This is a genomic window from Nucisporomicrobium flavum (genome assembly GCF_016464385.1).
Lineage (GTDB): Bacteria > Actinomycetota > Actinomycetes > Mycobacteriales > Micromonosporaceae > Actinoplanes > Actinoplanes flavus_A.
The window spans coordinates 249,240-274,866 of record NZ_JADMLH010000012.1 but is presented as its reverse complement, the minus strand read 5'-3'; the positions used below and the strand labels follow the sequence as shown (position 1 = coordinate 274,866).

General features: G+C 70.5%; 19 protein-coding genes. 3 read left to right on the top strand and 16 right to left on the bottom strand.

The features are described from left to right. Nucleotides 1–490: 490 nt before the first annotated feature. Nucleotides 491–961, bottom strand: a complete 471-nt coding sequence (locus IT780_RS27315; RefSeq protein WP_199514618.1) for a hypothetical protein — start codon at nt 959–961, stop codon at nt 491–493. A 319-nt stretch (nt 962–1,280) separates the two neighbouring features. Between IT780_RS27315 and IT780_RS27310 the strand changes: the two genes are divergently transcribed. Further along, nucleotides 1,281–1,562, top strand: coding sequence for a hypothetical protein (locus IT780_RS27310; protein WP_199514617.1), 282 nt, complete (start codon nt 1,281–1,283; stop codon nt 1,560–1,562). Between the two features lie 33 nt (nt 1,563–1,595). Here IT780_RS27310 and IT780_RS27305 read toward each other — a convergent pair whose 3' ends face one another. From IT780_RS27305 to IT780_RS27295, 3 genes are all read right to left on the bottom strand, one after another. Continuing rightward, nucleotides 1,596–5,555 (bottom strand): ATP-binding protein, encoded by a 3,960-nt coding sequence (locus IT780_RS27305; protein ID WP_199514616.1) that lies wholly within the window; start codon nt 5,553–5,555, stop codon nt 1,596–1,598. Further along, on the bottom strand, nt 5,552–7,099 hold the full coding sequence (locus IT780_RS27300; protein ID WP_199514615.1) for an alpha/beta hydrolase: 1,548 nt from the start codon (nt 7,097–7,099) through the stop codon (nt 5,552–5,554). The genes IT780_RS27305 and IT780_RS27300 overlap by 4 nt, the downstream gene beginning before the upstream one ends. Nucleotides 7,100–7,565: 466 nt before the next feature. Beyond that, the gene (locus IT780_RS27295) at nt 7,566–8,291 is read right to left on the bottom strand and encodes an alpha/beta hydrolase (protein WP_307831407.1); all 726 of its coding nucleotides are present in this window, start codon (nt 8,289–8,291) and stop codon (nt 7,566–7,568) included. 65 nt (nt 8,292–8,356) lie between these two features. Between IT780_RS27295 and IT780_RS27290 the strand changes: the two genes are divergently transcribed. Then, nucleotides 8,357–8,584, top strand: a complete 228-nt coding sequence (locus IT780_RS27290) for a hypothetical protein (RefSeq protein WP_199514614.1) — start codon at nt 8,357–8,359, stop codon at nt 8,582–8,584. Nucleotides 8,585–8,686: 102 nt separating this feature from the next. Here IT780_RS27290 and IT780_RS27285 read toward each other — a convergent pair whose 3' ends face one another. Further along, nucleotides 8,687–9,835, bottom strand: coding sequence for a hypothetical protein (locus IT780_RS27285; RefSeq protein WP_199514613.1), 1,149 nt, complete (start codon nt 9,833–9,835; stop codon nt 8,687–8,689). Nucleotides 9,836–10,184: 349 nt separating this feature from the next. On the opposite strand from IT780_RS27285, the gene IT780_RS27280 reads away from it, so the two are divergent. Then, nucleotides 10,185–10,571: a hypothetical protein gene (locus IT780_RS27280; protein ID WP_199514612.1), complete on the top strand. Its 387-nt coding sequence runs from the start codon at nt 10,185–10,187 to the stop codon at nt 10,569–10,571. A gap of 3 nt (nt 10,572–10,574) precedes the next feature. Here the strand turns inward: IT780_RS27280 and IT780_RS27275 are convergent, their stop codons facing one another. The 11 genes from IT780_RS27275 to IT780_RS27225 all read right to left on the bottom strand — a co-directional run bounded on the left by IT780_RS27275 (nt 10,575) and on the right by IT780_RS27225 (nt 25,414). Further along, a complete protein-coding gene (locus tag IT780_RS27275) occupies nt 10,575–11,150 on the bottom strand; it encodes a hypothetical protein (protein WP_199514611.1) in 576 nt (191 codons plus the stop codon). Between the two features lie 17 nt (nt 11,151–11,167). Further along, a complete protein-coding gene (locus tag IT780_RS27270) occupies nt 11,168–12,316 on the bottom strand; it encodes a zinc-dependent alcohol dehydrogenase (protein WP_199514610.1) in 1,149 nt (382 codons plus the stop codon). An 89-nt stretch (nt 12,317–12,405) separates the two neighbouring features. After that, a complete protein-coding gene (locus tag IT780_RS27265; RefSeq protein WP_199514609.1) occupies nt 12,406–14,097 on the bottom strand; it encodes a methyl-accepting chemotaxis protein in 1,692 nt (563 codons plus the stop codon). 86 nt (nt 14,098–14,183) lie between these two features. Beyond that, complete coding sequence (locus IT780_RS27260) at nt 14,184–14,966, bottom strand: S1 family peptidase (protein WP_307831406.1); 783 nt, start codon at nt 14,964–14,966, stop codon at nt 14,184–14,186. 73 nt (nt 14,967–15,039) lie between these two features. After that, the gene (locus tag IT780_RS27255) at nt 15,040–16,002 is read right to left on the bottom strand and encodes a sensor histidine kinase (protein ID WP_307831405.1); all 963 of its coding nucleotides are present in this window, start codon (nt 16,000–16,002) and stop codon (nt 15,040–15,042) included. Between the two features lie 295 nt (nt 16,003–16,297). After that, nucleotides 16,298–16,531, bottom strand: coding sequence for a zinc-ribbon domain-containing protein (locus tag IT780_RS27250; RefSeq protein WP_199514608.1), 234 nt, complete (start codon nt 16,529–16,531; stop codon nt 16,298–16,300). Nucleotides 16,532–16,591: 60 nt separating this feature from the next. After that, nucleotides 16,592–17,911: a neutral zinc metallopeptidase gene (locus IT780_RS27245; RefSeq protein ID WP_307831404.1), complete on the bottom strand. Its 1,320-nt coding sequence runs from the start codon at nt 17,909–17,911 to the stop codon at nt 16,592–16,594. 72 nt (nt 17,912–17,983) lie between these two features. After that, complete coding sequence (locus tag IT780_RS27240) at nt 17,984–18,964, bottom strand: hypothetical protein (RefSeq protein WP_199514607.1); 981 nt, start codon at nt 18,962–18,964, stop codon at nt 17,984–17,986. Continuing rightward, nucleotides 18,961–20,490, bottom strand: coding sequence for a cupredoxin domain-containing protein (locus IT780_RS27235; RefSeq protein ID WP_199514606.1), 1,530 nt, complete (start codon nt 20,488–20,490; stop codon nt 18,961–18,963). Before IT780_RS27235 ends, IT780_RS27240 begins: the two co-directional genes overlap by 4 nt. Nucleotides 20,491–20,504: 14 nt before the next feature. Continuing rightward, complete coding sequence (locus IT780_RS27230) at nt 20,505–24,416, bottom strand: ThuA domain-containing protein (protein WP_199514605.1); 3,912 nt, start codon at nt 24,414–24,416, stop codon at nt 20,505–20,507. Then, entirely contained in the window at nt 24,413–25,414 is a 1,002-nt protein-coding gene (locus IT780_RS27225) for a multicopper oxidase domain-containing protein (RefSeq protein ID WP_199514604.1), read from the bottom strand. Before IT780_RS27225 ends, IT780_RS27230 begins: the two co-directional genes overlap by 4 nt. Nucleotides 25,415–25,627 lie beyond the last annotated feature (213 nt).

Here is a 25,627-nt window from a genome sequence, read left to right as displayed (position 1 = left end):
CCCGCCCGTCGTCTATCAACCCGGTTACGCGCTGCAGGGACCAACCCCATTACGACTATGCAGGGACCGACGACGGACGAGGCACCCGGCCAACCGCTTGACCAGAACGTCTTACGCTGATGAGAGTGCACTGGGCGGGAAATTTCTTGCCGCGATAACGCTCGAGGGTCACCCTGCCTCGTGTGGCCCGACGGTGTGCATTCTGCGGTGGCAGCGGTTTGAGCACAGGCACACCATCGTCGACCCGGTCCTCGGAAGTCGACGTGGGATCTCACGTCAGCGTTTCCTGGCGCCCTGGTGCCGCTCTGGCCCGATCCCCGCCTCGTGACATGGCCTCCTCGTGTCCTGCACCGGGCCGAGGCGTGGGGCGTGTGCGCGAGTACATGCCGCTGCTGTTGAGCTGACCGGATGGGGCGGTCGGAAGCGACTACGGCCCCAGCGGTGCGGGCATAGCGTGCTGAGGCAAATCAGTGCACCGCGAAGCCAACGATCAAAGAACATGACTTTGGTCAACAAGCGGGGGCCGCCCTATGGCGACCCCGTGCCACTCCCCGGTTCTCGGCCGCGTCCCGATCGCCTTGCGCGCGACCGCGACCAGTTCCGCACCCACGATTTCCTCCTCGGCCGCCCGGCCCAGCTCGGCCAGGGCCTTCCCGCGCCATTCCAGGCTGATGACCATCAGGTAGTACCGCTCCGGTTCGCCTTCGTCCGCGCCACGGGCCGCCAGGTAGGACTCCGCCATGAGCGCCGCCCGCGCAGCCGGCTTTCCCTCGCAATCCCGGACAGCCATGCTCGTGAGCGTCGTTGCCAGCCGAACGCCGTACCAACGAGGTTCGACCCGATTCAATATGCGGTAGGCCTTCGCCGCCTCAACCGGCGAAAGCGGGTGCGTCGATAACAACCTCACCTTTGCCCAGAGCACCCAGTCCCAGTCCACGGACTCGCCACCGCCAACGGTCATGCGTTCCCCTTCGCTCGCCGGTGAGCGACGAGCTCAGGCGAACGAAACCGCAGGTCAACAGGCCTTTTCGCCCGACTGTGCACTGATCGGATCTCCGGTAGACTGAGATCATCCCCAACCTCCCGCCGCTCCGGCCGGGCGGTGATCCACTCGTTCGACGCGCGCCCCTCCTCGATGACGAGGATGAGGTACGCGGGCGAACCGGACCGGCCCACGACCGTACTTTCGAAACCGTGATGCTCCGTAGTTCTACAGGTGGTTCAGCCCATCTGGTTCGCGGCGGTGCGGAGTAAGTGCCAGAGCAGCGCCCAGTGTGGCGGTGGAGATCATCGCGATGAGCAGGATCGGCCAGGCACGCCAGAGGCGTCCGACGGAGGCCAGCCACGCGAGGACGGCGAGCGGGAGCAGAATCTCGGCCAGCTGGGCAGCGCCGAATACCCGAAAGAAGCCGGTGTCCGGGCAGGACGCGGTGGCCGTGTTCTTCGCCGAGGTCGGCGATGTTCGCGCCGCCCGCTTCGAAGATCCGCAGGCCGAGCAGGCCGAGCATCGCGATCAGGGCGAAGTCGTTGCGGCAAATGAGTATGGGCATAAGCGGTTGTAATAGAGACCCGAGATGGGACACATGCCCTTGTGCTCACCTGTCGCCGGTTGCCAAGAGTCTCGCGTAGAGTTGTATATCGCGCAGCGCCTCGCCCTGCCTTTCTTCACTGCATGTCCATGCGCCAACCCATTTTTCCAGCCGCGCCAAGTCCTGCTCAGCATCGCCCAAGTCACGCCGATGCATGAGCATCAGGCTCAAGATTCTGGAGAATAGCGGGAGACAGATTTCGGTTCCATGCGCCTGAAGGGATTCTGGGCGCCGCACCCAAGCACAAATGGCGTCATCGAGTCGCGCGGCCCTTATCCCGTTCTTGAAGTTCTTGAGAGAACAGAGCCAGGACAGGAACCTGTCGAATTGGCCGTAAGCGTTCGGCGCCTTCCATTTTCCAGCAGACAGGCGCATGACTGTTTCCGTAAACGTCAATGCCATATCCGCGAGCCGAGGGCCGACCGGGAGCGCAATGGGGGTAGGCATGAGTTGCGGAAAACTGGGCTGCACCAGGTTGATGACGATCCAGTTCAGCGCCATGCGGTGGATACGGTCGTGATCGCTTGCGAGGTCAGCGAGGTCGCTGCGTCCCAACAAGGAGTCATAGACAAAGGCGGCGGCGGGCCCCGTGCCGCGCTGATCCAGCCAGGCCAGCGCATGCCCGACAGCGGCAGCCGATCGATCGCCGAGATCATCGCGCGCCAACAGGCCGGAATAGACGAACTGAGCAGACTGGCCGGTACCGTGCTGATCCAGCCAGGCCAGCGCATGCCCGACAGCGGCAGCCGATCGACCGCCGAGATCATCGCGCGCCAGCAGACCGCGCAGCACAAAGTCGGCGGACGGGCCCGTGCCGTGCTGATCCAGCCAGGCCAGCGCATGCCCGACAGCGGCGGCCGATCGACCGCCGAGATCATCGCGCGCCAGCAGACCGCGCAGCACAAACCCGCCGGCGGCGCCGGTGCCGTGCTGATCCAGCCAGGCCAGCGCATGCCCGACAGCGGCAGCCGATCGATCACCGAGATCATCGCGCGCCAGCAGACCGCGCAGCACAAAGTCGGCGGACGGGCCCGTGCCGTGCTGATCCAGCCAGGCCAGCGCATGCCCGACAGCGGCAGCCGATCGACCGCCGAGATCATTGCGTGGCAGCAGGCTGTAATAGACGAACTGAGCAGACTGGTCGGTGCCGTGCTGATCCAGCCAGGCCAGCGCATGCCCGACAGCGGCAGCCGATCGACCGCCGAGATCATCGCGCGCCAGCAGACCGCGCAGCACAAACCCGCCGGCGGCGCCGGTACCGTGCAAATCCAGCCAGGCCAGCGCATGCCCGACAGCGACGGCCGATCGACCGCCGAGATCATCGCGCGCCAACAGGCCGGAATAGACGAACCCAGCGGACTGGCCGGTACCGTGCTGATCCAGCCAGGCCAGCGCATGCCCGACAGCGGCAGCCGATCGACCGCCGAGATCATCGCGCGCCAACAGGCCGGAATAGACGAACCCAGCGGACTGGCCGGTACCGTGCTGATCCAGCCAGGCCAGCGCATGCCCGACAGCGACGGCCGATCGATCACCGAGATCATCGCGCGCCAACAGGCCGGAATAGACGAACTGAGCGGACTGGCCGGTACCGTGCTGATCCAGCCAGGCCAGCGCATGCCCGACAGCGGCGGCCGATCGATCACCGAGATCATCGCGTGGCAGCAGGCTGTAATAGACGAACCCAGCGGACGGGTCGGTGCCGTGCTGATCCAGCCAGGCCAGCGCGTAGGCCACGCAGGACTTGCTTACTGCGGGGTCCAGGCTGTGCTGGAGCGCGAGGACGGGACTGATGACGAAGCTGGCGTCGAGGCGGGAGACGTGTCGATCGAGCCACCGCATCGCCAGCGATGCCAGGTCGGACCGCGCCGGGCAGTCCTCGGCCCGTAGGCCGCGGTACAGAAGATGGCGGGCGTCCGGGGACTGCGAATGCTTCGCCAGCCAAGGATCGACCACTGAGGTCCACAACGCATAGATCGCATTCCGCCAGGCAACGGATTCGATCACCGCGCCGAGCGCATACGCGCCCTCGTTGTCAGTTTGGGCGAGCACAGCGGCGACCTTGACGCCGTTCTCGGCCAGCCAGCGTTCGGTGTCGGCCGTCAGCGCCTGCGCCTCGGCGGGGTCGAGGTCTCGGATCACCCGCCCGAGGTTCATGGCGAAACGCCCGATCGTGCGCCCCCGGACCGGCGCGGCACTCAAGACACGCGTGAGAGCTCGGGTACGCACGAGATGCGTCCCCTCGTAGAGCAGTATCCGGGCGGCCAACTGGTCGGTGACGAGGTCGTGGACGGGCCCGTGTCCCTCGGCGACTGGGATGAGCCAGCCCATGGATTCCAGCTCCGCGAGCATGAGTTCGGCCGCGTCCTCGGGCAGGTCCGGGACGGTGGCGGCACAGGCGTGCAGATCAGCCCGCGGTTGGGGGGACGCCAGCAAGATTGATAGACAGCCGAGGAGGTTTCCGCTCGGGTCCCCCTGGCCGTCGACGAAAGGGTCGTTCCCCGAGTCGCGCAGGAGCTTGTCCCGTCGCAGGCGCAGCTTCAGCCACGGCAATAGCTCGCCGTGCGTCATCCCGGTTAGGAGGTCGCCCAGCCTGCCGCTGTCGGACTGCCCCTCCGCCTCCCGAGCGATCAGCATCACGATCACTGGGCGCAGTCCGCAGACCTCCCGCAAGCGGGGCAGTCCGACGGCTTCGATGGCGTGCGGTGCGAGGGCGCGGAGGATGGCGTCTCGCGTAGCCTCTGCTTGCGTGGGGTCGGGCGCCAGCTGGAGACCGTCGAAGACGGGGTCGAACGGTCGGTCGGGGTGGTTGAACCAACCCGTTCGGCTGCAGGCCAGCAGGGCCACCTCGATGCCGTCCGCGGTGGTCCTGGGCAGTAGCCAGGACTCGAGTCGCAGAACGTCGATGCCGACCGAGTCGTTCAGGTAATCGCAGATGACGAGGACTCGGCTGCTTCGCTCCTCCGTGATCGCGTCGTACAGCTGCTCGACGGTCACCATCGGTTCGAGGGGCGCGACGTGCAGGACTGACCATCCCTCCTTCTCTGCGAGACGGGCCACCTCGAACGTTGTCCGCGTCTTGCCCACCCCGGCGACACCGTGCAGCAGGACCCCTCGATACTGAGCAGCTTTCGCGGTGAGTGCGCGGAGCAGATTCTCCGGACGGGTCGGTGCGGCGGGATCGGCGGGCGGGACGTAGGGAAGGTTGCTCTCCAGCAGGTTCTGCCGCATGTCGCTGAGAGCTGCCCGCTCCTCCGCGTGGGAGGTGATGCCCCGGGTGGAGCGTGCCGGGTCGAGGAACGCGCCCCTGCGGTCGTAGTCACGCCCCACGTCGACGAGGTGGCAGACCCGCCAGCGCGGCGAGGACAGCATCTGAGCGGCCCGGGCGACGGCCTGCTCGAGGGTGATGGGCTTCTCATCGGGCTCGTCGACCGCCAGCTCCGCGACATCGACGGCGAGAAAGCCGCCGGGACTGTCCGGCGCGGAACGGAGCCCATCGGGCCAGTCGATCTGGCCGTCCACGAGGGCGGGTGCGGCGTCACCGTAACGCCGGTGGCCACCGGGGATCCACTCCCGGTCGAGCCAGACCGCGACCAGAGCGTGCCCCGGACCGCCGCTACGCGGCTCCAAGAGGATCACGACCGGGTGGATGCCGGTGTCGAGGCAGGCGCCGGCGAAGGCGACCGCCATGTCGACGCAGTTGGCCTGACGACTCTTGGCCACCACCTCGGAGGCCGGCCGAATCTCCTGCCACCCGTCGCCGCTGGCGAGCGGCTCGTCGGCGTAGCGAATTCCTCGCACGGCGAAGAGGTCGTACGCGGTGCGCAGACGATTGAGCGGTGCGCCGCCACGACCTTCGGCGCGTGGTGACAGCTCAGGCAGCAGCGTGGCGGCAGTACCGCTCTGGACGTACTGAACCAGACCCCCCGGGTTCAGACGCCGATTCCACTGCGGCCACAGCTTCATGGCGACATCACGGAACGCTCCGGGGAGTACGTGACGGCGTCGTCGGGGCCCTCGAGGTCGTCCAGATCACCCGCCATGGCGGACGCACCTCCCAACGCCATGGCCTCCTCGACCGGATCGAGGACCACCAGCCGCGTCCGGGCGGAGAGCGATCGCCCCGGTCCGCCGCCCTGCGCCTCCAGGCGGAGGCGATAGGTGCCCATCGGCAGTTCCGGCAGCAAGATGTTCCACTGACTGCCGTTGAACGCCAACTGGCCCTCGAACGCGGCCGACGGTGTACGGCCCGATCCGGTCACCTTCACATGCACCGCCGTGGTGGCGGCCCCATCAGGTACGCGAACTCCGAGTGGGATCGGGGCACCGGCGGGCACGACGTCCTCGATGTCCAGCCCAAGCCAGTGGAGGTCTTCCGGGCCCGCACCGCGGGTCGGGACCGCTTCTCCGTTCAACGAGCGGAGCAACTCCATGAACCCGGGCGTGCTGGCCAGTTCGCCGTGCCGCTCGGGCAGCTCCCGCCAGCGCAGCCGGTCCTCGCTCAGCTCCCGGGGAACGGCGGACAGAACGGGAACCGTCCCGTCACCGGCCCAGCCGACATTGCCGCGCCAGGGCGGGTCCTCCTTGCTGAACCGCAGGCCGCCCTGGGAGGTCAGCGTGACGAGGTTCGTCGTCCGGTGGCCACGTCCGAAGTACACCGCCACGTCCGGCACCGAGCCCTCCGGAATCTCATCCCACGCGCGGGCGATGTCGTCATGCACCTGCCGAGCCCGGGCGGTCTGCGTCGCGAACATCTCGGCGTACGCATGGAGGCTCCGGCTCCGGCGCACCAACGATGGCGGCAAGGCTTCCACCTCGTCGGGCCGGCCGGTCACCTCGTTCCAGACGGCCGGGTATTGCGGCAGCAGCTCGTACATCGACGGCCAGCCGCGGAGCGCGCGGGTCAGGGACGGGTGCCGGAGGGCGCCGACACCGGCGCCATGCACCAGCCACTGCAGCGCCTTCGGTGCACCGCGGTGAGGTGTGCCCAGCGTGATCAGCGCCCTGCAGACCCGCCACCCCGCCAAGGCACCGATCCAGTATCGGGCCACCAGTCCGCCCATCGAGTGCGCGACGACGATGACGCGTCTCGCCCGCGCGGACTCCGGGACACCTGCAAGCGCCTGGTGAACGCCCTGCGCGAGTCGCTCGGCGGCCTCGGCGACCGAGCGCCTGAAGTCATAGGGCACCAACAGCATGTCGACGTCGGGCGGAAACGGCTCCCCCGGGATGAATGTGTGCTGAACGACGTCGCGGAACTCGCGGCCGATGTGCCCGGTGAGACCCTCGTAACCGGTGATGTTCAGCAGCGGACCGAACGTCGTGAAACTCCCGACGAGCCCGGTCGGCGTCAGCTCGTCCGCGGTGTCAAGACCGAGGCGCCCTGGGCGCACCAGCGCGGTCGCGAGCTCGCGCACCGACGTGTCCCACATGGACTGTCCGTCTGGCGAGGCCAGGACGCTGCCCCCGATGCCCGGAAGGACCACCACGAGACTCTTGAGTCGCTGCATGCGTTCTCCCGACCTCACCGACCGATGGAAGCAAAGCAACTCTAGTGCAGCTCCGCATAAGATCTTGTCGGCCGTCGCAAAGTCGTCGATCCCGCGGAAGGCTCTCGTGGTCGCGGTTGCAAGGGCGAAGAAACTTCATGAGCACCGACGGGACAGCCTTCGCCGGCCGCGGTTACCAAGGCGCCGGCGGCACCGTCCGGACCCATCCAACGCCACCGCATCACGTATAAACAACAGAATCACGATTCAGAAGGTGCGCGCCGCATACCGAACTTTTTCAACGTGGCGAGGCCGGCGGACGGCCCAGCACCGTCGGGCTCGATGTCAGGTTGAAGAAGGTTCACTACGCAGATAGCGAATTTGCATTGTCTCGGCGGGCGACCGCATTGTCATCGGCGGATCCGCGTACACGATCACCGCTGGGCCGGGCGGTCGCGGCCCGCCGCATCGCGTGTCAGGCCCGCTGTTACGGGCTTGTCAGGGTGCGGGACACCGCGGTGAAGGCGGCTTCGATGGCTTCGCGGGACTCGTCGGTGTCGTCCAGGTAGTCGAATCCGTGGCGGCCGTTCGGCACGTCGATCACTTCCAGCCGTACGGAGGCGGCTCGGGCGGCGTCGACGAACGCGGACACGCCGGCGGCTACCTCAGGGCGCTCCAAGCCTGCCCGGGTCAGCACCACCGGTAGTGTCCCGGCCGAGGCGACCGCGTCGACCGGCGCGAACCGCGGGTCGGGCGGCCACCCGGGAAACATGCTGAGCAGCGGGTACGTTGCCGCCAGGCACCGCAGCCAGGGGGCCGGCCGGCGTAGCCAGTCGGCTGCGAGCAGGCCGCCGCCGGAGAAGAACCACAGGGCCACCCGGTCACGGTCCACCCGCGGGTCGGCGCGGGCGAGCTCCACGGCCGCCGTGACGTCGTCGGCCGCCTGCGCGTACGCGACCGGGGTGTGCAGCCGGTGATCGAGGGTCACCCCGACGAGGCCCCGCGACGCGGCGAGCGAACCGTAGGCCTGGAACACGGGCCAGTCTCGCGGCGTGGGCCGCGCCGCCTCCGGGACTGGTCCACCGTGGACGAAGACGACCGCGGGTCGCGGCCCGGCGCCGTCGGGCAGGAACAGGTCGACGCGGCCGTGCCGCTCGGCCTCGCGGGACTTCACGGGCAGGACGAACATGTTGAGGTGCTCCGAGTTGGCCACGGCACCAGCCTATGTGGCGGTAAAAGCGTGAACCAGACGCCGACTCGCCCTCGCCGGCCCACACCGTGCTCTACAGCGCCAACGGCGGCACCAGTTGGCAGGTCATCGCGATCGACCTCAGCGGTTCGTCGGTATCGGTGCCGCGATGCTCGCTGCCCGGCAGCACCCACGCCCACCCTGAGGTGATCGCCGGCTACGGAGTGACGTTCTCGCTGCCCGATCTGGCACACAACGAACGGGCTGATCAGGAGATTCTCGGGCGTCCGGCCCGCATGTTGCGTGTTCCGCGATGAGAGCCGCACGCTCCTCCCGCCAAGGACGCCACCACTGCAGCGGGCCACTTGCGGCGGTGAGTGCGCCGACCTCAGGGAGCTGAGGGCACCTTTGGTGCGTCGTCATTCGGGCGCTGGTCGTGGCAGCTCGAACCTGGCGCGGAACGCGGCGATCACCGTGGCCCTTTCTCCCGGGATGACCTCGGCCGCCGTTCTTACGGTGTCGAGAGCCGCTTCCAGGGGGTTCGTTTCCCGGGCGAAGATGATGGCGTGTATGGCGGAGACCTCGGGCGCGATCCTCGGCTTTTCTGCACGGTTGCCCAGGGTCACTGTGGCGCTGTGGGTGATCTGCTCGGTGGAGATCTTCTGCCAGCGGGCGAATGCGTCGTCGAAGGTGGCGACGCAGGCCGGAGCCGGGTCTCCCAGATCCAAGGCCTCGAGGGCTTGCACAACCCAGTCCTCATCGGCCAGGCCTGCTCGGCGGCACGTCTCTCGGGCCGCCCATGCTGCCATCGCCCGCTGTTCCTGCGGCTCGACGGCGGCTATTTCGTCGACCAGATTCCGGTCGATACGAGCGAGACCCACGGCACGGGGGGCGATCTCGCGTAGGCGGTCGCTGTCGGGAGCCCGGCCACCCCAGTAGCGGGCTTCGTCCTCGCGGCGAAAGCGTTCCGCCTCTTGGCGGCGACGACGTTCTTTCTCGGCGCGGACGGCGGCGCGTTCCTCTGCCGACGGCGGGGCGGGAGTCCTCTGCGCCACCTGGTGCCAGTAGGCGGCGCGGCGGCTGGTTTGCCGGACGATCCGGTCGGGCGCCCGCGGCGCCGGCCATAGGTGGATCAGATAGCGTTCCGGCGGATCGGTCACCTCGTTGTCGTCGTTGTCGAAGCCGATCGCGGCGAATCGCACCCGGTAGTCGCGCACCTCGATGTTCGGGAGCGGAATCGACGCGTCGCCCCAGACGTCGATGAAGATGCCGGGGGCAGAGGGACTGAACGAAGCCTCGACGATCTCCGGCCAATTCAGGTCGATCGCGGGTTCGGTGTCGTGAAGCTCGATCCGTACCCGGACGTCACCGGTGTGCAGGCCGGTGATGAATTGCAGAACTCCGGGGATCGCCGCCCCGCACAAGCCGTTGACCTGCCCCCCGTAGCCCGGGAGCCCTGCCAGGTCCTCAGACCCCTCGTCGCTGTCGTCAGCGTCGGCCGCGATGCCAAAGGAGTGGTATGCCACGGCTATGTCGTCGTCGAATAGCGTCTGCAAGCCCTGTTCCACCCCATGATTAGTGCCGCCCTCGCCCTGACGAGGGACGAGCATCAACGCCCGATCCGGAAGTTCAGCGACTTCTGGCACCGTCGATCAACGGTAGCAGTGGCCTTGCCTGACCGGCACGGACACATCGATGTGATGCGGCGGTCGCACCACTGGTCTTCGGCAGGCGGGTCGTCGGTACGCCGGCCCGCATCGGAAGCCGCAGTGGCGGGCGTCGTCCCACGAGATGCCGGAGTCTTCTCATTGATTTCTTAGCGGCACCGGCCGGGACGTCTTAACGTCCGAGCCGATCGTGGGGTGAACGGGCGGCACCGCCGTCCGCCGGACACCCCTCGACCGCACGGAGATCTCGATGAGCGACGCGACCTCGCGCCCGGACGACACCGCCCGCATCCCCGAGGAGGAGCCGGCTGCAGCACCGGCGCCACCGGCCCCGCGGGACCGCTGGTACCGGCGGCGTACCCCCCTGTTGATCGCGGCGGCCGCGCTCCTGCTCGGGTGCTGCCTGGGCGGTGGCGTGGTCGCCGTCGGCGCGTTGATCGTCGGCGGGAACGACCGTGGCCACAGCTTCCCGGACCAGCGCGGCTACGACCGCCGTGACGGCGGGCCGATGCGCGGCCCGGGCGGCGGGTGGCGCGACGGCGGGCCCGGCCAGGGGCGGCCCGCTCCGGCCACTCCCCCGGCCGCGCCGGGCACCGTGCCGAGCGCGCCGGCCTCGGCCGCCCCGGCCGCGTCCTGACGGTCAGGCTCGGCGACGCCGGACGACGCGCCTGGCGAGGGCGAACGCGAGCCCGCCGGCCAGCACCCAGGGCGCCGCGACGATGATCGGGTCGAGCGGCTGGTGGCGCAGGTCGGCGCGGTTCTCGCCGCGCCGCGACGCCAGCCCGTGGTGGGAGATCTCGCTGAGCACGCCGGTCTCGGTGAGCGGGTTGTCCGGGCGCGTGGTGAGGAACGAGCGCAGCGTGCTCCCGGCCGCGTCGACCCGGTCGGCGGCCATGAGCAGCAGCCAGTGCGCCGCCCGGCCCTCGCTGTACCGGCGGTACGCGAGCTTGCGGATCGCCCCGGAGACGCCCTTCGGCGGGCAGGCCGTACCGAAGACCGGGGTGAGGAACTTGTGTTCGATGGACCGTTCCCGCGGCCACTTCTCGGGCTGGCGCTCGGGGAACTCCCACCACGCGCCGCTGAACGTCGGGTCGAACCGTTCGCGCGGCACCGACGGGCGGTCGGCGGGGTCGAGGTCCGCGCCCCAGCCGGGGATGCGCGCGCGCAGCGCCTCGCTGGACTCGGCCGTCTTCGGCTTCTCGGGTGTGTACGTCATGATCCTTCTCCGGCCGGTCAGGCGGCGTTGGGGACGATGAGGGGCTTGATGCAGCCGTCCAGCTTCGCCGAGAAGATGTGGTAGCCCTCGGCGATGTGCTCCAGCGGGATGCGGTGCGTCACGATGTCGCTGGGCTTGAGGTAGCCGTTCTTGATGTGCTCGAAGAGCCGGGGCCACTGCCGCTTCACCGGGCACTGGTTCATCCGCAGGGTCAGGCCCTTGTTCATGGCGTCGCCGAACTTCACCGCGCTGAACAGCGGGCCGTACGCGCCCATCACCGAGACCGTGCCGCCCTTGCGCACCGCGTCGATCGCCCAGTTCAGCGCCACCGGCGAGCCGCCCTGCAGCTTCAGCTTCGCCGCGGTGACGTGCTGCAGGAAGTTGCCGTCCGCCTCGGCGCCGACCGCGTCGATGGTGACGTCCGCGCCGAGGTACTCGGTGATCTTCTTGAGGTGCACGATGATGTCGTCGTACTCGGCGAAGTTGTACGTCTCGGCGTGCGCGAACTCGGCGGCCTTCGCCAGCCGGTAGTCGAGGTGGTCGATGACGATGACCCGGCCGGCGCCCATCAGCCACGCGGACTTGGCCGCGTACAGGCCGACCGGGCCGGCGCCGAACACCACGACGACGTCGCCCTCGACGATGTCGCCCAGCTGGGCGCCGAAGTAGCCGGTGGCGAGCGCGTCGGTGAGCAGGACGGCGTCGTCCTCGTCCATCCACTCCGGGATCAGGCTGGGCCCGACGTCGGCGAACGGCACCCGGACGAACTCGGACTGGCCGCCGTCGTACCCGCCCGAGGTGTGCGAGTAGCCGTAGATGCCGCCCACCGCCGTGGCGTTCGGGTTGACGTTGTGGCAGTTGGAGTAGAGCCCGCGGGCGCAGAAGTAGCACGTGCCGCAGAAGACGTTGAACGGGACCATGACGCGGTCGCCCACCTTGAGGTTCTGCACCGAGGGGCCGACCTCGTCGACCACGCCCACGAACTCGTGGCCGAACGTCATGCCGACCCGGGTGTCGGGCATCATCCCGTGGTAGAGGTGCAGGTCGGAGCCGCAGATCGCGGCCCGGGTGACCCGGACGATCGCATCGTTGGGATGTTCGATCGCGGGACGGTCCTTCTCCTCGACCCGCACCCGGTACGGGCCCCGATAGACCATCGCACGCATGCCGCGCCTCCCTGTGTGACCGGAACGCCGGAGGATCCGGGCGTGTAGGGCGGCTACCCCCGGGAGGCACGGACAAACGCCCGCGGGCGTCAGTCGCGCGAGGCGAGAGCCTCCAGCCGTTCGATCGCGGCGGTCACCTGGTGGGTGAGGCCGGCGACGACGGCCGCCTGCTCGGTGGTCATCGCCTGCGCGTCCGCGGTCGTGTAGTCGATCGCGGTGATCGTCGCGCTCATGGTCATCATGATGTCCACCACGGCGGCGACCCGCTCGTTGAGCTCGTCCAGCGTCGAGGTGATCGTGTCGGTCGACTCGGCCGTGGTGGCGGCGAGCGTCTTCACCTCGCCGGCGACCACGCCGAAGCCCTGTCCGGCCTCCCCGGCCCGCGCCGCCTCGATGGTGGCGTTCAGCGCGAGCAGGTTCGTCTGCCGGGCGATCCCGCCGATGAACCGGGCCACCTCCTCGACCTTGCGCAGGCTCTCGTGCAGCGTGCCGACGGCCTCGCTGGCCTCGACGTTGTTGGTCAGCAGCAGGCCGGCCGCCAGCCGCGCCTCGCGGACCTGACCGTCGATACGCCCGGCCGCCGCACCGACCGCCGCGGCCTGCCCGGACACGTCGTCCAGCTGCCGCGCGACCAGCTCGGAGGTCTCGTCGACCAGCTCGCGGGCCCGGCGCCGCATCTCCCGCTCGGCGGCCCGCTGCTGCTCGTGGGTCTCCTCGAGCTCGCGCCGGCGCTGCTCCTGCTCGGCCTGCAGGAGCCGGTCGCGGCCGCTGATCGTGTCGAGCATGGTGTCGATGGCCCGGCCCAGGGCGGCGATGTCGTCCTGACCGGCCGGGCGGACGCGCAGGTCGTGGTCCCCGGACGCGATGATCTGCTCGGTGGTGTGCCGCAGCGGCCGCACGCGGCGGCGTACCGCCCGCCGGGTGGACCAGCTCATGTACGCGACCACCAGCAGCGTGGCGATCGCGACGAGCCCGAACAGCTTGCGGGCCGTGGCGGTGGCGGCCGCGTGGATGGGCCGGGGGCGTACGGACTCCAGCACGAGCCGCTGCCCGTTCACGGTGGCGATCTCGGCGTCGAGGGCGATCCGGTCGGCGGCGAGCACGGTGGTGTGCACGGCGACCGGGCCGAGCAGGCTGGTCACCGGCTTCTGCGCGACCCCGCCCGGCCGGCGCTCGCCGACCACGGTGGTGCTCAGGTCGATGTCGGCGCTCAGCGCGGTCATCCCCGCCGCGGAGAGGCGCTTGAGCAGGATCAGGCCGCCGGAGGGGCGGCCCTCGCCGCTGCTGGGGTACGCGCCGAGGCCGCAGAAGACGTACATCGCGTCGGCGGCCACCACGCCGCAGCGGGCGGAGCCGGACTCGGCGGCCGGGTCGTAGAGGCGGTTCAGCAGGGCGGGGTCGGTGAGCTGCGGGGCGGGGGTGCCGTACGCGGCCGCACCGGTGTAGCCGCCGACCACGAGCCGCCCGCCGGCGTCCACGCCGAGCAGGCCGTCCAGGCCGTTCACGCTCTGCGGATCGTCCGGCGGGAAGTCCTCGGCGAACCCGGCCGCGTCGGCCTTCGCGATGTGGTCGTACGTGTTGTCCCAGACGGCGTTGGTGGCGCCGAACGACGTCAGCAGGCGGACCTGGGCATCCAGCGCGATGCGGATCCGGCCGGCGTCCTGGGCGACCTGCTGGGCCTCGAGGCCGTCGAAAGCGCCGGTGGCCACCTGCTGGAGGACGAGGAACAGCGAGCCGCACGCGGCGAGGGCCGCGAGCGCCGGACCGATCCGTCTGAACATTGCACGCACACAGGTTCAGTCGGCCCGGTCGCGGGCTTGCTGAGCCGCCGTGACACCGGTCATGGTCGGCGCCACGGCGGCACGGCTCAGCGGGCCTGCAGCATGCTCTGGTAGATCCACTTGGTGATGTTGTCGGTCCGCGCGCCGTTCTCCACCTGCGTGTGCGGGCACGACGGGCCGTTGCTGACGACCGCCACGAGGGCCGGTCCGCGCTTGCCCTCGACGAAGTACGGGCCGCCCGAGTCGTACGGGCACGGCGTGGTGTCGGCCTGCGGGGCGTGCCCCTTGAAGCCGGTGACCGAGTCGGCGACGGAGACGACCTCCAGCTGGCCGGTGCGCAGGTGCGTCTCCGGCACCGGGTTGCTGCTGGTGACCGAGCCGTAGCCGGTGAGCCGGACGATCGCGCCGACCTCGGGCGCGGTACGGCTGAGCCGGATCGGCCGGATGTCGGTGATCGGCTGGTCGAGCTTGGCGATCGACACGTCGGCGGTCGGCGACTGCCGTACGGCCACGACGGTGGCCACGTGACCGGTGGTGCCGCTGGTGTCGGCGCGGCCCACGGTGGCGGTGGTCAGGTCGGCGACCGGCCGCTCGACCCGCACGTTGTTGGCGTCCCGGAAGCAGTGCCCGGCCGTGATGATCCACTGCGGTGCGATCAGGGCGCCCGAGCAGCCGCTGTTGCGCTTGCCGCCGTCGGCGGTGGGGATGCCGGTCATGGTGAGCTTGACCGAGAACCGGTACTGCCCCTCGGGCACGAGCTCCCCGTTGGCGATGGCGTTGGCGGTGCCCATGCTGTTGACGGCGAGGGCGGTGACCACCGCCGGTATGAGCACTCCGGCGGCGAGGTAGGTCTTCGTGCTGCGTCGCACGCGTGGTTCTCCTTCGGCGAGACGGGTCGGAAAGACGGGTCAGTGTGCCGCCCGGACCTGCCCGGTCTGAAGGTCAGAAAGTGCTCGATTCCGTCGGAAGGTCTGAAAGTTCCGCGGGTGTGCCCGGAAGGGCGGGGAAAGTGACGACCATCCGGGCTCCCGGGCCGGCGGACTCATATCGCGCCTCGCCGCCGTGCGCCCGGGCGAGCTCCCGCACGATCCACAGCCCCAGGCCCACGCCGTCGGTGCCGCCCGCGGCGAAGCGGGTGAACAGCCGCGCGCGCTGGTCCTCGGGGATGCCCGGGCCGTGGTCGCGCACCTCCAGCCGGTCGGTGACGCCGTCCCCGGTCACGGTGACGACCACCGGGGGGCGGCCGTACCGCAGCGCGTTGCCGACCAGGTTGATGACGATCTGCTCGAAGCGCTCCCGGTCCACGCGCAGCGTACGGCCGTCGTCGACGCGCACGTCGATCTCGGCGGTGACGTACGACAGCGCGTCCAGCACCGCCGCCCGGGCCGGTACGGGCCGCAGGTCGAGGCGCAGGTGCCCGGTGGTGTCGATGCGGTTGAGGTCCAGCAGGCCGCTGGCCAGCCGGCCGATGCGCGCGGTCTGCCGCTGGGCCGCTTCGAGCATGCGCGCCTGGGGCCCGGTGGCGTCGTGGGCGAGTTCCTCCAGGGTCATCTGCACGGTGGCCAGCGGCGAGCGGACGTCATGGGCCAGCGCGCCGACCATCGCGGCCCGCCAGCGCTCGATGCGCTCGAGCCGTTCCCGGTCGTCGCGCAGGTGCCGGGCCTGGGCCTCGACCAGCAGCGCCACGGCGACGGCGACCGGGAGCAGGATGAAGGCGCTGCTCAGCACGACCGGCGGCTGGCTGGTCAGCACGAGCGGCACGACGTACCCCGCCGCGGCGGGCACGACCAGGGCGATCAGCACCCGGCGGCGGAAGTGCAGCGCGGCCCACGTGTAGAGCAGCACGAGGAACGGTCCGGTGCCGGCGGCGACGCCCCCGAACGCCCAGGTCGAGAAGCCGAGCACCGCGAAGCCGGGCAGCGCGAGCAGCGCCGGCCGGTCGGCGCCCCACCGGTGCCACGGCAGCGCGTAGGCGATCAGCGCCAGCCCGAAGTCCGCGGCGGCGACCAGCAGCAGGTCGCGGGTTGTCCCGGTCCCGGTGCCCAGTGCGACCAGCGCCAGCGCGCCGGCCAGGGCGAAGAGCGCAGCCGCCTGCCGGGCCGCGGCACGCGGCCCGGCCCCGAGCAGGCGAAGAACTTCCGGTCGGCCGATGCTTTCAGGCTAATGGGATGAAACGGTCAGCGGACCGATCCGCGGGGACTCAGGCGGCCAGCTGATCCGCGAAGCGCGGGTCGATCGCCCGCTGCACGCCGCAGTTCGCGCAGAATCGGAAGTAGCGGGCAGGCCGCACGGGGAAGAGCGGGATGAAGAAGAGCGTGAACTTCGTCGACCGCTTCATCAGCTGCTGCGCCGCGTGCACCCCGCACACGTCGCAGACCATCGCCCCGGTGCCCAGCAGGTGGTCGCGGGTACGGAGCCCGAAAAGCAGGAACACGGTCGTCTCCTCAACGTCGGCTGTCCCCTGACATACCCGGCCGGGCGCCGGGCAAGCGCGTCAGGCCGAGCAGCCGTCCAAGCCCTTGATCACGCCGTCACGGTACGCGCCGATCCGGTCGAAGGCGCTGGTGGCCGAGTCCCCGCCGGCGCGGCCGAACGCGAGCAGCGCCGCGACCGCCTCGTCCAGGTCGCCCGGCGACAGCGTGATCCCCTCGCCCGGGGTACGGCTGAGCTGCGACGACGTCCACGAGCCGGCGAGGCAGTCCACGGCGAGCTGGCCGGCGCGGTTCTGCGTGTCGGCGCCGCGGCGGGACTGCGCGGCCCGGGCGAACAGGTCGCCGAGCAGCATCCCGACGGCGTTGTCGCCGATGTTCTCGTACAGCGCCGGGGCGAGCCGGGCGTTGTCGAAGGCGGCGAAGTCACCGTCCTTGCAGTAGAACGCCGCTCCCCCCGCCGAGGCGTCCGGGCGGTCGCAGACCGGCGGCGACCCGGCGCTGAACGGCTCCACCCGCAGCGTGGCCCACGGCTGCCCGGCAAGCTTCGGGTAGGCCTTCGACCAGTAATCCTGCGCGTCCTGGCTGAGCGCGTTCACCGCCTGGGCGTACGGCAGGTCGCCACCGTTCGCGGCGTCCTCCCGCGTCTGGAACGGCACCTCGGTGACTGGCACGTTGTCCGCCCGGTACGTGGCGCACAGCTGGGCGCCCTCCTCGACGCCGTCCTGCAGCGCCCGGATCCGGTCGAACGCGTTGCCGTGCGCCTGCGGGTTCGCCGCGGAGGTGCCCGGCTGGTCACGCAGCACCAGCAGGCCGGCGACCGTGTTGTCGAGCTGCTCCGGGGTGACGCCGGTGAACGCGGTGGACCGGCCCGCGAGCGCGTCGGCCAGCCACGCACCGGCGAAGCAGTCGGCCTGCTGCTCCAGCACGACCGTGGGCTGCTCGGTCTGCCCCAGCCGGGCCTGGATCGCGTGGCCGTACTCATGCGCCATGACCACGCCCACGAGCAGGTCGCCGTACTGGGCCTGGAGCTGCGGGATGAGCGTCTGGGCGTCCCAGGCGATGAAGTCGCCGGACGGGCAGTAGAACGCGTTGGGCTGGTACTCGGGGCGCTCCGACCCGCACGGCGGCGGCAGCTTCCGGCGGGTGTACGGGTGGTAGCCGCCCTTGACCGGCTTGAACGCCTTCCCGTCGGCAAGCTTCGGGTACGTCGCCGTCCAGAACCGCTCGACGTCGCGCAGCGCGGGGGTCACCACGTCGCGCGCCGAGCCGCCGCCGCGGGCCGGTGCGGTGGAGTCGGAGTCGGGGCTCCCCCACTGCACCGCGCACCCGGCGACGGCGAGCAGGACGACGATCATCGCCCAGTGTTTCCGGTACGCGGACACGACGCGTCCTCCCTCTGACGGCTCGGCCACCGCCGCTGGGGTACCCCGATCGACGCCGCGGTATGTGTCGCCCTACAGCCCGGCGTCCCCGGCTGCCCTGGCCTCCTGCACGGCGTCCGTGCGGCGTTCCTGGGCCCGCTGGTCACCGGCGGCGTCGCGGTCGGCGGCCGGCTGCCGCTCCGCGAGTGCCCGCGCCCGGGCGGCGGACGCCTGCTGGCCCGCGACGCCGCCGCGGATGCGGTTGTTCGACGCGATCACCGCGGCCGGGGTGTTGCTGGAGGCGGTGAGCTGCCCGTCGATGATGTTGTCGTCGACCCGGACGCCGCCCGTCGTGTTGGTGATGCTGACGTCACGCCCCCAGTAGCCGCCGGACGCGCAGCTGTCGAGGGTGCCGTTCGGGCCCAGCTGCACCCCGCCCAGGTTGCCGGCGAACGTGGCCCGGCCGCGGACCGCGCTGCCGCAGACCACGCTGCCCGTCGCGCTGTTGAGCACCGACAGCGTGCCGTCGACGAACGAGTCGTGCACGTCGGTGTAGTACGAGCCGGTGCTGCTGACGTTGCCGGCGACCTCGGTGGTGCGGTCGAGGCGTACCTCGCCCGCGCTGGTGGTCACGTTGCCGTCGACCGAGGTGTGCTCCACGAACAGGAAGCTGTCGATCGTCGCGGAGCCCTTGGCGCGGACCGTGAGCGAGGCGGCCGAGGCGTCCTTGAGAAAGGCGCCGTACCCGCCGGAGGCCAGGTCGACGCCCCCGCCGATCTCGGTGTTCGTGGCGTCGAGGTAGCCGTCCGCGGCGACCTGCACGTCCCCGCGCAGGTGGCCGCCGGTGACCACCAGGTTGGCGCCGGCCGCGACGCTGACGTTGCCGGTGACCGTGGTGCCGGTCAGGGCGCAGGACTCGCCGGCGGGCACGTACAAGTCGTTGGGGACGGTCACCGCGCCGCCGGTGCCGACGCAGTGCGTCACCAGGTCGGCGCGCGCGCCGGGGGCGCCCGCGAGGGTCGAGACGGCGACGGCGGTGGACAGGACGGCCAGGTGGGCGACGGTACGTCTCATCGCGGTGCTCCTTGGTTGAAGGTTCCGACGTCCGAGCGGGCGGCGGCCCGGACGATGTCCCCGCGCTGCCGGGCGGTCAGGGTGCCGGCGGCGACCAGCGGATCGGTGACGGCTTCGACGCGGCGGACGAAGCTGCCGTGGTCGGGGTAGGAGGCGTGCTCGGCGATCAGGTCGTTGATCGTGCAGCCGTTCCCGCTGTCGGCGTTCGGCACGCCGGTGTCCTCGGCGCCGATGATCACCGTGGCGCGGGTGTCGGAGGCGGGGCAGGCGTCGGTGCCCGACGGCACGACGGTGAAGGCGACGGACTTCTCGGCCGAGGCGTTGCCCGCGGCGTCGGTGGCCCGGTACCGCAGGGTGTGGGCTCCGGCGGCCCGCACGACGACCGCCGCGGTGTACGGGGTCCAGGCTCCGGCGTCGAGCGCGTACTCGACGGATCGGACTCCCGAACCCGCGTCCGTCGCGGTGACCGTCACGGTGGCGGCGCCGACGTAGCCGCCGCTCGCATCCCGCTCCCCCGTGACTTGCGCGGAGGTCTCCGGCGCGGTGGTGTCGGGCGCGGGCGGCGCGACGATCGTGAACGACACCATCTGCTCGGGCGAGGTGTTGCCGGCGACGTCGGTGGCGCGGAAGTGCACCATGTGCGCGCCCTCATCGTCGATCACGACCGGATTCGTGTACGCGGTGAAGGCTCCGCCGTCCACGTTGTACTCGATCCGCGCGACCCCGGACCCTCCATCTGAGGCGTTGATGGTGACTGTGGCCGTACCTATGTAGTTTCCCGACGCGTCGCGGGAGCCGGACACCTGGCCCGAGACCGACGGCGGGGTGGTGTCGCCCTGCGGTGGCTCGACCACCCGGAAGGTGACGGACCCGGTCTCGGAGACGTTGCCGGCCTTGTCCTGGGCCCGGAACTGCACCGAGTGGTCACCGGTCGCCGAGACCGTGACCGGCTGCGTGTACGGCTCGAACCCGGTGTCGTCGACCTGGTACTCGACCGTGTCGACGCCCGACCCGGCGTCGGTCGCGGTGACCGTCACCGTGGCCGACCCGACGTAGTTCCCCTGGGCGTCGCGGGTGCCGGACACCTGGCCGGACACGGTCGGTGCCGTGGTGTCGCCGCCACCGCTGCCGGTCACGACCAGCTCCCCGACCATCTGGCTGTGCCCGGGGATCGAGCAGAAGAACCGGTAGCGGCCCGGGGTGAGGGTGACCGTCTGCTCGTGCCGGCCGTTGTTCGCGTCGAACGGGCTGGCCAGGATGTTGACGCTCACGTCGTGGTTGTAGCCGTCCGTGGTGGTGTCGAAGGTGAGCGTGTGCGGCATCCCGGTGGTGTTGCCGGTGGCCGCGCTGTTCTCGAAGACGACCGTCGTCGCGCCCGCCGCGGCCTGGCCGGGCGTGGACTTGTACCGGGTGATGTCGTCGTCCGTCGTCCAAGTGAGGACCTGGGCGGCCGCCGCCGGCGCCGGCACGGCGAATGCCGATGCCAGGGCCAGCAGCAGCGCCGCCAGGGCTCGTCGGAGAAACATGCTGCCTCCCGCGGTCACAGCGTGCGGACCCGGATGTCGCGGAACTCGGTGAGGTCGGTGTCGCTGTGGTTCTGCAGGCCGAGGAAGCCGGTGAGGAACTGCCGCTGGTCCGTCGGCGGGTCGCCGGCGCGCGACGACTGCTTGCCCGGGGTGTTGTCGAACTCGTTGATCACCACGCCGTTGCGGACGATCGTGTAGTGCTGGCCGACGACCCGGACCTCGTAGTCGTTCCACTCGTTCTTCGGCGTGGGCCGGGCATCGGTCAGCGGCACCGGGTCGAAGTTGTAGATGGAACCGGTCTTCTGCGGCTCGCCCGTGTCACCGTCGTAGATCTGCACCTCGTGCCCGCAATAAATTGCCACCCACGCCTGTGACGTGCGCGCCGATCCGACCGTGCCGCATTCCGGACGCTGGTCGACGGGCGTACGCGGGTCGGGGAACCGGGTGAACACGCCGCTGTTGGCGCGGGCAGTGCCCGGTGCGATGTCACGGAACTGCAGCTTCAGGGAGAAGTCGCCGTACTGCTGCCGGGCGTACCAGAGCATGCCGAGCCCGCCGCCGGAGCGCAGCGAGCCGTCCGGCTGGATCGTGAACTGCCCCGACGGCGCCTGTTCCCAGCCCAGCAGCGACTCGGCGGTGCCGTCGAAGATCGGCTCGTAACCCTTGTGCCCGGGCCGGCCCACGTCCGAGGCGGCGGCCGCGCGGGTCAGCGTGCCGGCCTCGCGGCCGGTGATGACGCCGTCGCGCTGCAGGGTGTTCGCCACCGCGGTGACGTGCCGGACGAAGGAGTCGTGGTCGGGCCACGTGCTCTCGTCGTCGATCAGGTCGTTGATGGTGCAGCCGCCGCCGGCCGCCTTGTTCGGTACGCCGGTGTCGGTGCCCTCGATCCACACCGTGTCGCGGTCGTCGGGCACCGCGCAGCCCACGGTCACGGTGGTCTGCGTCGTGGCCGTCTCGCCGTCGGCGTACGTGACGGTCAGCTTCGCCGTGTACGTGCCGGTCCGGGCGTACACGTGCCGCGGGTTCGCCTCGGTGGAGGTGCCGCCGTCGCCGAACTCCCACCGGTACGACACGCCGCCGGAGCGGGAGCCGGTGAACGCGATGGTCAGCGGCTTGTTCTGCACCGCCACGGACGATGCCGCCGGCGCGGGGGTCGCGGGACCGCCCTGGTACGTGATCCGGACGAGCTTCTGGTTGGCGTGCAGGCTGAAGAACCCGCCGCCGTAGTCGAGCAGGTACAGCGCGCCGTCCGGGCCGAACTTCGCGTCCATCCAGCTCTGCAGGCGCGTGTCGCCGTTACCGCTCGGGATGATCGCGCGCAGCGACTCGCCGAACAGCGGCGGCGCCTGCCGCGGCACCCCGGCCGGGTCGACGGTCACGGCCACCCGGTTGGCGGCGTTCGACTCGTCGCCGATGAACCACTTGTCGTCCCAGTACGCCGGCCACGCCACGCCGCTCGCGGTGTTCACGAGCTCGCGGTGGTACGTCGGCCCGGACATGATCGCCTGGCCGCCGCCGCGCAGGTACGGCTGGGTGTAGACGGCGTCCGCCGCGTTGTACGTGGGCACCCCGCTGCCGTCCGCCCGGGCCGGGAACACGGGTCCGCCGCCGCCCGGCGAGTACCAGATCATGTTGTCGCGCGCGGGCGGGATGTCGGTCAGCCCGGTGTTGCGCGGCGAGGTGTTCTTGAGGTTGGTGCAGTCGTACCAGCCGGTGAGGACGGTCGCGTCGGTGTTGCTGCGGTCCCGGTACGGCTGCCGGTTGCCCATGCAGTACGGCCAGCCCTGATTCCCCGCCGAGGTGATGATCGTGGCGGTCTCGTACTTGGCCGGGCCCAGCTCCGGGCTCGGCGCAGAGGCGTCCGGGCCGACCCAGCCGGCGGTCAGCCACTTGTGCACGGGGTCGATCTGGAGCCGGGCGATGTTGCGCACGCCCATCACGTAGATCTCCGGGCGGGCCTTCTCGGTGCCGGGCGGGAACAGGTTGCCGGCCGGGATCGTGTACGTGCCGTCGGCCTCCGGGTGGATCCGGATGATCTTGCCGGCGAGGTCGTTGGTGTTGCCGGACGTACGGCGCGCGTCCTGGAACGACACGCCCTTGTACTCGGCCGTCCAGTTGTTGCCCGAGTAACCGCTCGAGCCCTCGGAGGAGTTGTTGTCGCCGGAGCCGACGTACAGGTTGCCCTTGTCGTCGAAGGCCATGCCGCCGCCGGCGTGGCAGCAACTGTGGATCTGCACCGGGAATTGCAGCAGGTCCTTGCGGGTGGCCGGGTCGATCGTGCCGGTCGCGGGGTCGTACGTCAGCCGCGAGATCGTCCGCCGGCCGATGCGGTTCTCCCGGTCGATCGAGTCGTGCGGCATCCAGTAGATGTAGAGCCAGCCGTTCTGCGCGAACGCCGGGTCCGGCACGATGCCGAGCAGGCCCTCCTCGTTCTTCACCAGCTCGGAGCCGCTGCCGCGGTTACCCATCACCGGCAGCGTGAGCAGCAGCTTCGGCTTCTTCGTCGCCGGGTCGTACGAGTGGATCGTGCCGCAGCCCAGCCCCACCTTCGGGTCGGCCCAGTCGACGATCGGGCCGCTCGGGCAGGCCGCCTTGCCGACGTAGAAGACCGTGCCGTCCGGCGCGATGGTCAGCCCGTGCGGCTCGCCGATCTGGTCCAGCTCGCCGGTCTTGTTGGCGCCGGTCAGCCGCTCGACCTTGTAGTTGGCGGCGATCGTGGCCTGGCAGTCGCCGCGCTGGATGCCGGTGGTCCAGCGCAATGCGCCGGTCAGGTGGCTGCGGAACGCGGTCTCGGCGTAGCTGCCCTCGGTATGCCCCATCCCGGTGTAGAAGGAGCGGCCGCCGTCGTAGTCGCGGCACCAGGAGACCGGGTGGAACGGGCCGTTGCCGCCCGGGCCCGGGTCGTAGAAGCGCTCCTCGACCTGGGCGAGCGTGTGCACGGTGCCGACCGGGTTCGGGTCCCAGTTGGTCCAGCGGTCGGACCGCTTGACCGTCATGGGCAGCGACCTCGTGGCCGGGTGCTGCCGGTCGAGCACGTCGACGACGGCCTCGTTGACCGCGGGAGGCTGGGGCGCGGTGGTGGCGCCGGTGAACAGTCGCAGGTCGGCGAGCTGGGTGAGCGGCTCACCGGAGTTCGCCGTGATGGTCAGCCGGTAGAAGGTGAACTGGCCCGGGGCCGCGACGTCGAAGCGCCGGGTCTGGAACCGCTCCGGGAAGGTCTGGCCGGTGCGGGTGTCCACGTCCGTCCATGTCGTACCGTCTGCGGAGCCCTGCAGCGCCCAGTCCTTCGGGTCGCGGCCGGCAGAGTCGTTGGCCGACGTGAGGGCGTAGCCGGTCACTGTCGTGGGCTTGCCGAGCTCGTACACGATCCAGCCGGTCGGGGTGCGGGCCAGCCACTTGGTGTTGGCGTCGCCGTCGGTGAGCTTCTCCTTCGTCTCGTTCGGCGGGTTCTCGGCATTGGCGGTGACCTTGGCGACCGGCTCGGCGACCGGGATCGCGCCGGCCGGCCGGGAGCCGATGAGGCCGGTGAACCATGTGGAGTCGAGCTGCGCGCGCGCCGCGTCGGCCACCGCGAGGAAGCCACCGCCCGCCCGGACGTACGCCTGCAGCGCGCCCTCCTGCTCCCGGTTGAGCGGGACGCCGTCGGCGGAGAGGAACACCACCGCCCGGTGCGGGGCCAGTCCGGCGCGGGTGAACACGGCCGGGTCGGTGGACTCGGTGACGGCGATGCCGTCGGCCGCGCCCAGGTCCTTGACGGTCTGGACGGCCCGGGCGACGGGGTCCTGCTGGCCGGCCGCCGGTCCGTGGAACACCAGCACCGACAGCCCCGCCGCCTGCGCGGCCGGGGCGGCGGACGCCACCACGGTGGGTGTGCTCACGAGCAGGGCCACCACCGCCGTGACGGCGAGACCGATTCGGTGTCTCATCCCATGTCCCCCTTGTGCACGTGGCCCTGGAAACGGTGGATGGCCTCCTCGGCGCCGGGCGGCATGCTGCCGTCGGCGTTGCGGACGAGGAAGATGCCGGCCATTCCGCCGTCGGAATGGAATTGCACGTGGCAGTGGTACATCCAGGCGCCGGGACCGACGCCCTCCCCGGCAAGGACCTGGAATCCGAAGGAACTGCCCGGGTTCAGGTCCTTGTTGTCGATGACCAGGCTGGGATCGGCCGGCCCCTCGAGCATTCCGGTCCGGTTGTCGGCCCACCGGTGCGCGTGCAGATGGAACGTGTGGAAGGTGCCGCCGTGGCCGATCGCGATCCATTCGACGCGCTGGCCGAGATCCGCCTCGAACATCGGGGTGTCCGGCGCCATCCGATTGTTGATCATCATGTCGTTGAACACGACGACGAATTGCTTCTCCGGCAGCGGATCGCCGCGGCGGCGCACGATCAGCGCGCCGTACAGCCCCTTGGCGACGCCACCGGTGCCGTGGTCGGTGCCCATGGCATGGTCGTGGTAGTGCCAGTAGCCCGCGCTGCCCGGCAGGAAGCGCCGGCCCTCGGTGGCCACCATCTCGCGCGAGCGCCACACGTACGTACGGGTCTCACCGGGGTTGTTGAAGGACGCGTTGAGCGGGCTGCCGTCGGAGTCGACGCTGTAGTCCACGCCGTGCGGGTGGATCGACAGGCGCTGGTTCGTCCGGTTGACCAGCGTGATCTCGAGGGTGTCGCCCTCCCACATCTCCAGGATCGGCCCCGGGACGCTCGCCTGCCCCGGGGCGAGCCCGTAGCCGAAGAGCCCACCCGGCAGCGCCTCGGCGTAGATGGTCACCTTCCGGGTGACCCCCGCAGCCGCGTTCGCCGGCCGGTCCGTCAGCGACGCGCCCGCCACCACGGCCGGGACGGCCACCCCCAGGGCCCCGGCCGCCATCAGGGAGCGCCGCGACAGCGGTCTGCGGGCAGCGTTGACAACGTTGTCGTCCATGCGATCCCCATCCCGATCGGCACAGAAAAAGAGGAGCTGCCGCGCCCAGCGCAGGCCCGCGGCGGCGGCGATCCGCCACATCGTTCGGTCGACGGATACCGCGACTTTCGTCGGATGAGAGCAACCTATGCACTCCATCGACAGAAGTAAAGGTATCGATGTCTAAAGTGATCGCCGCACACCGCGCGTTACGGGCACATTTCGCAGCTCATC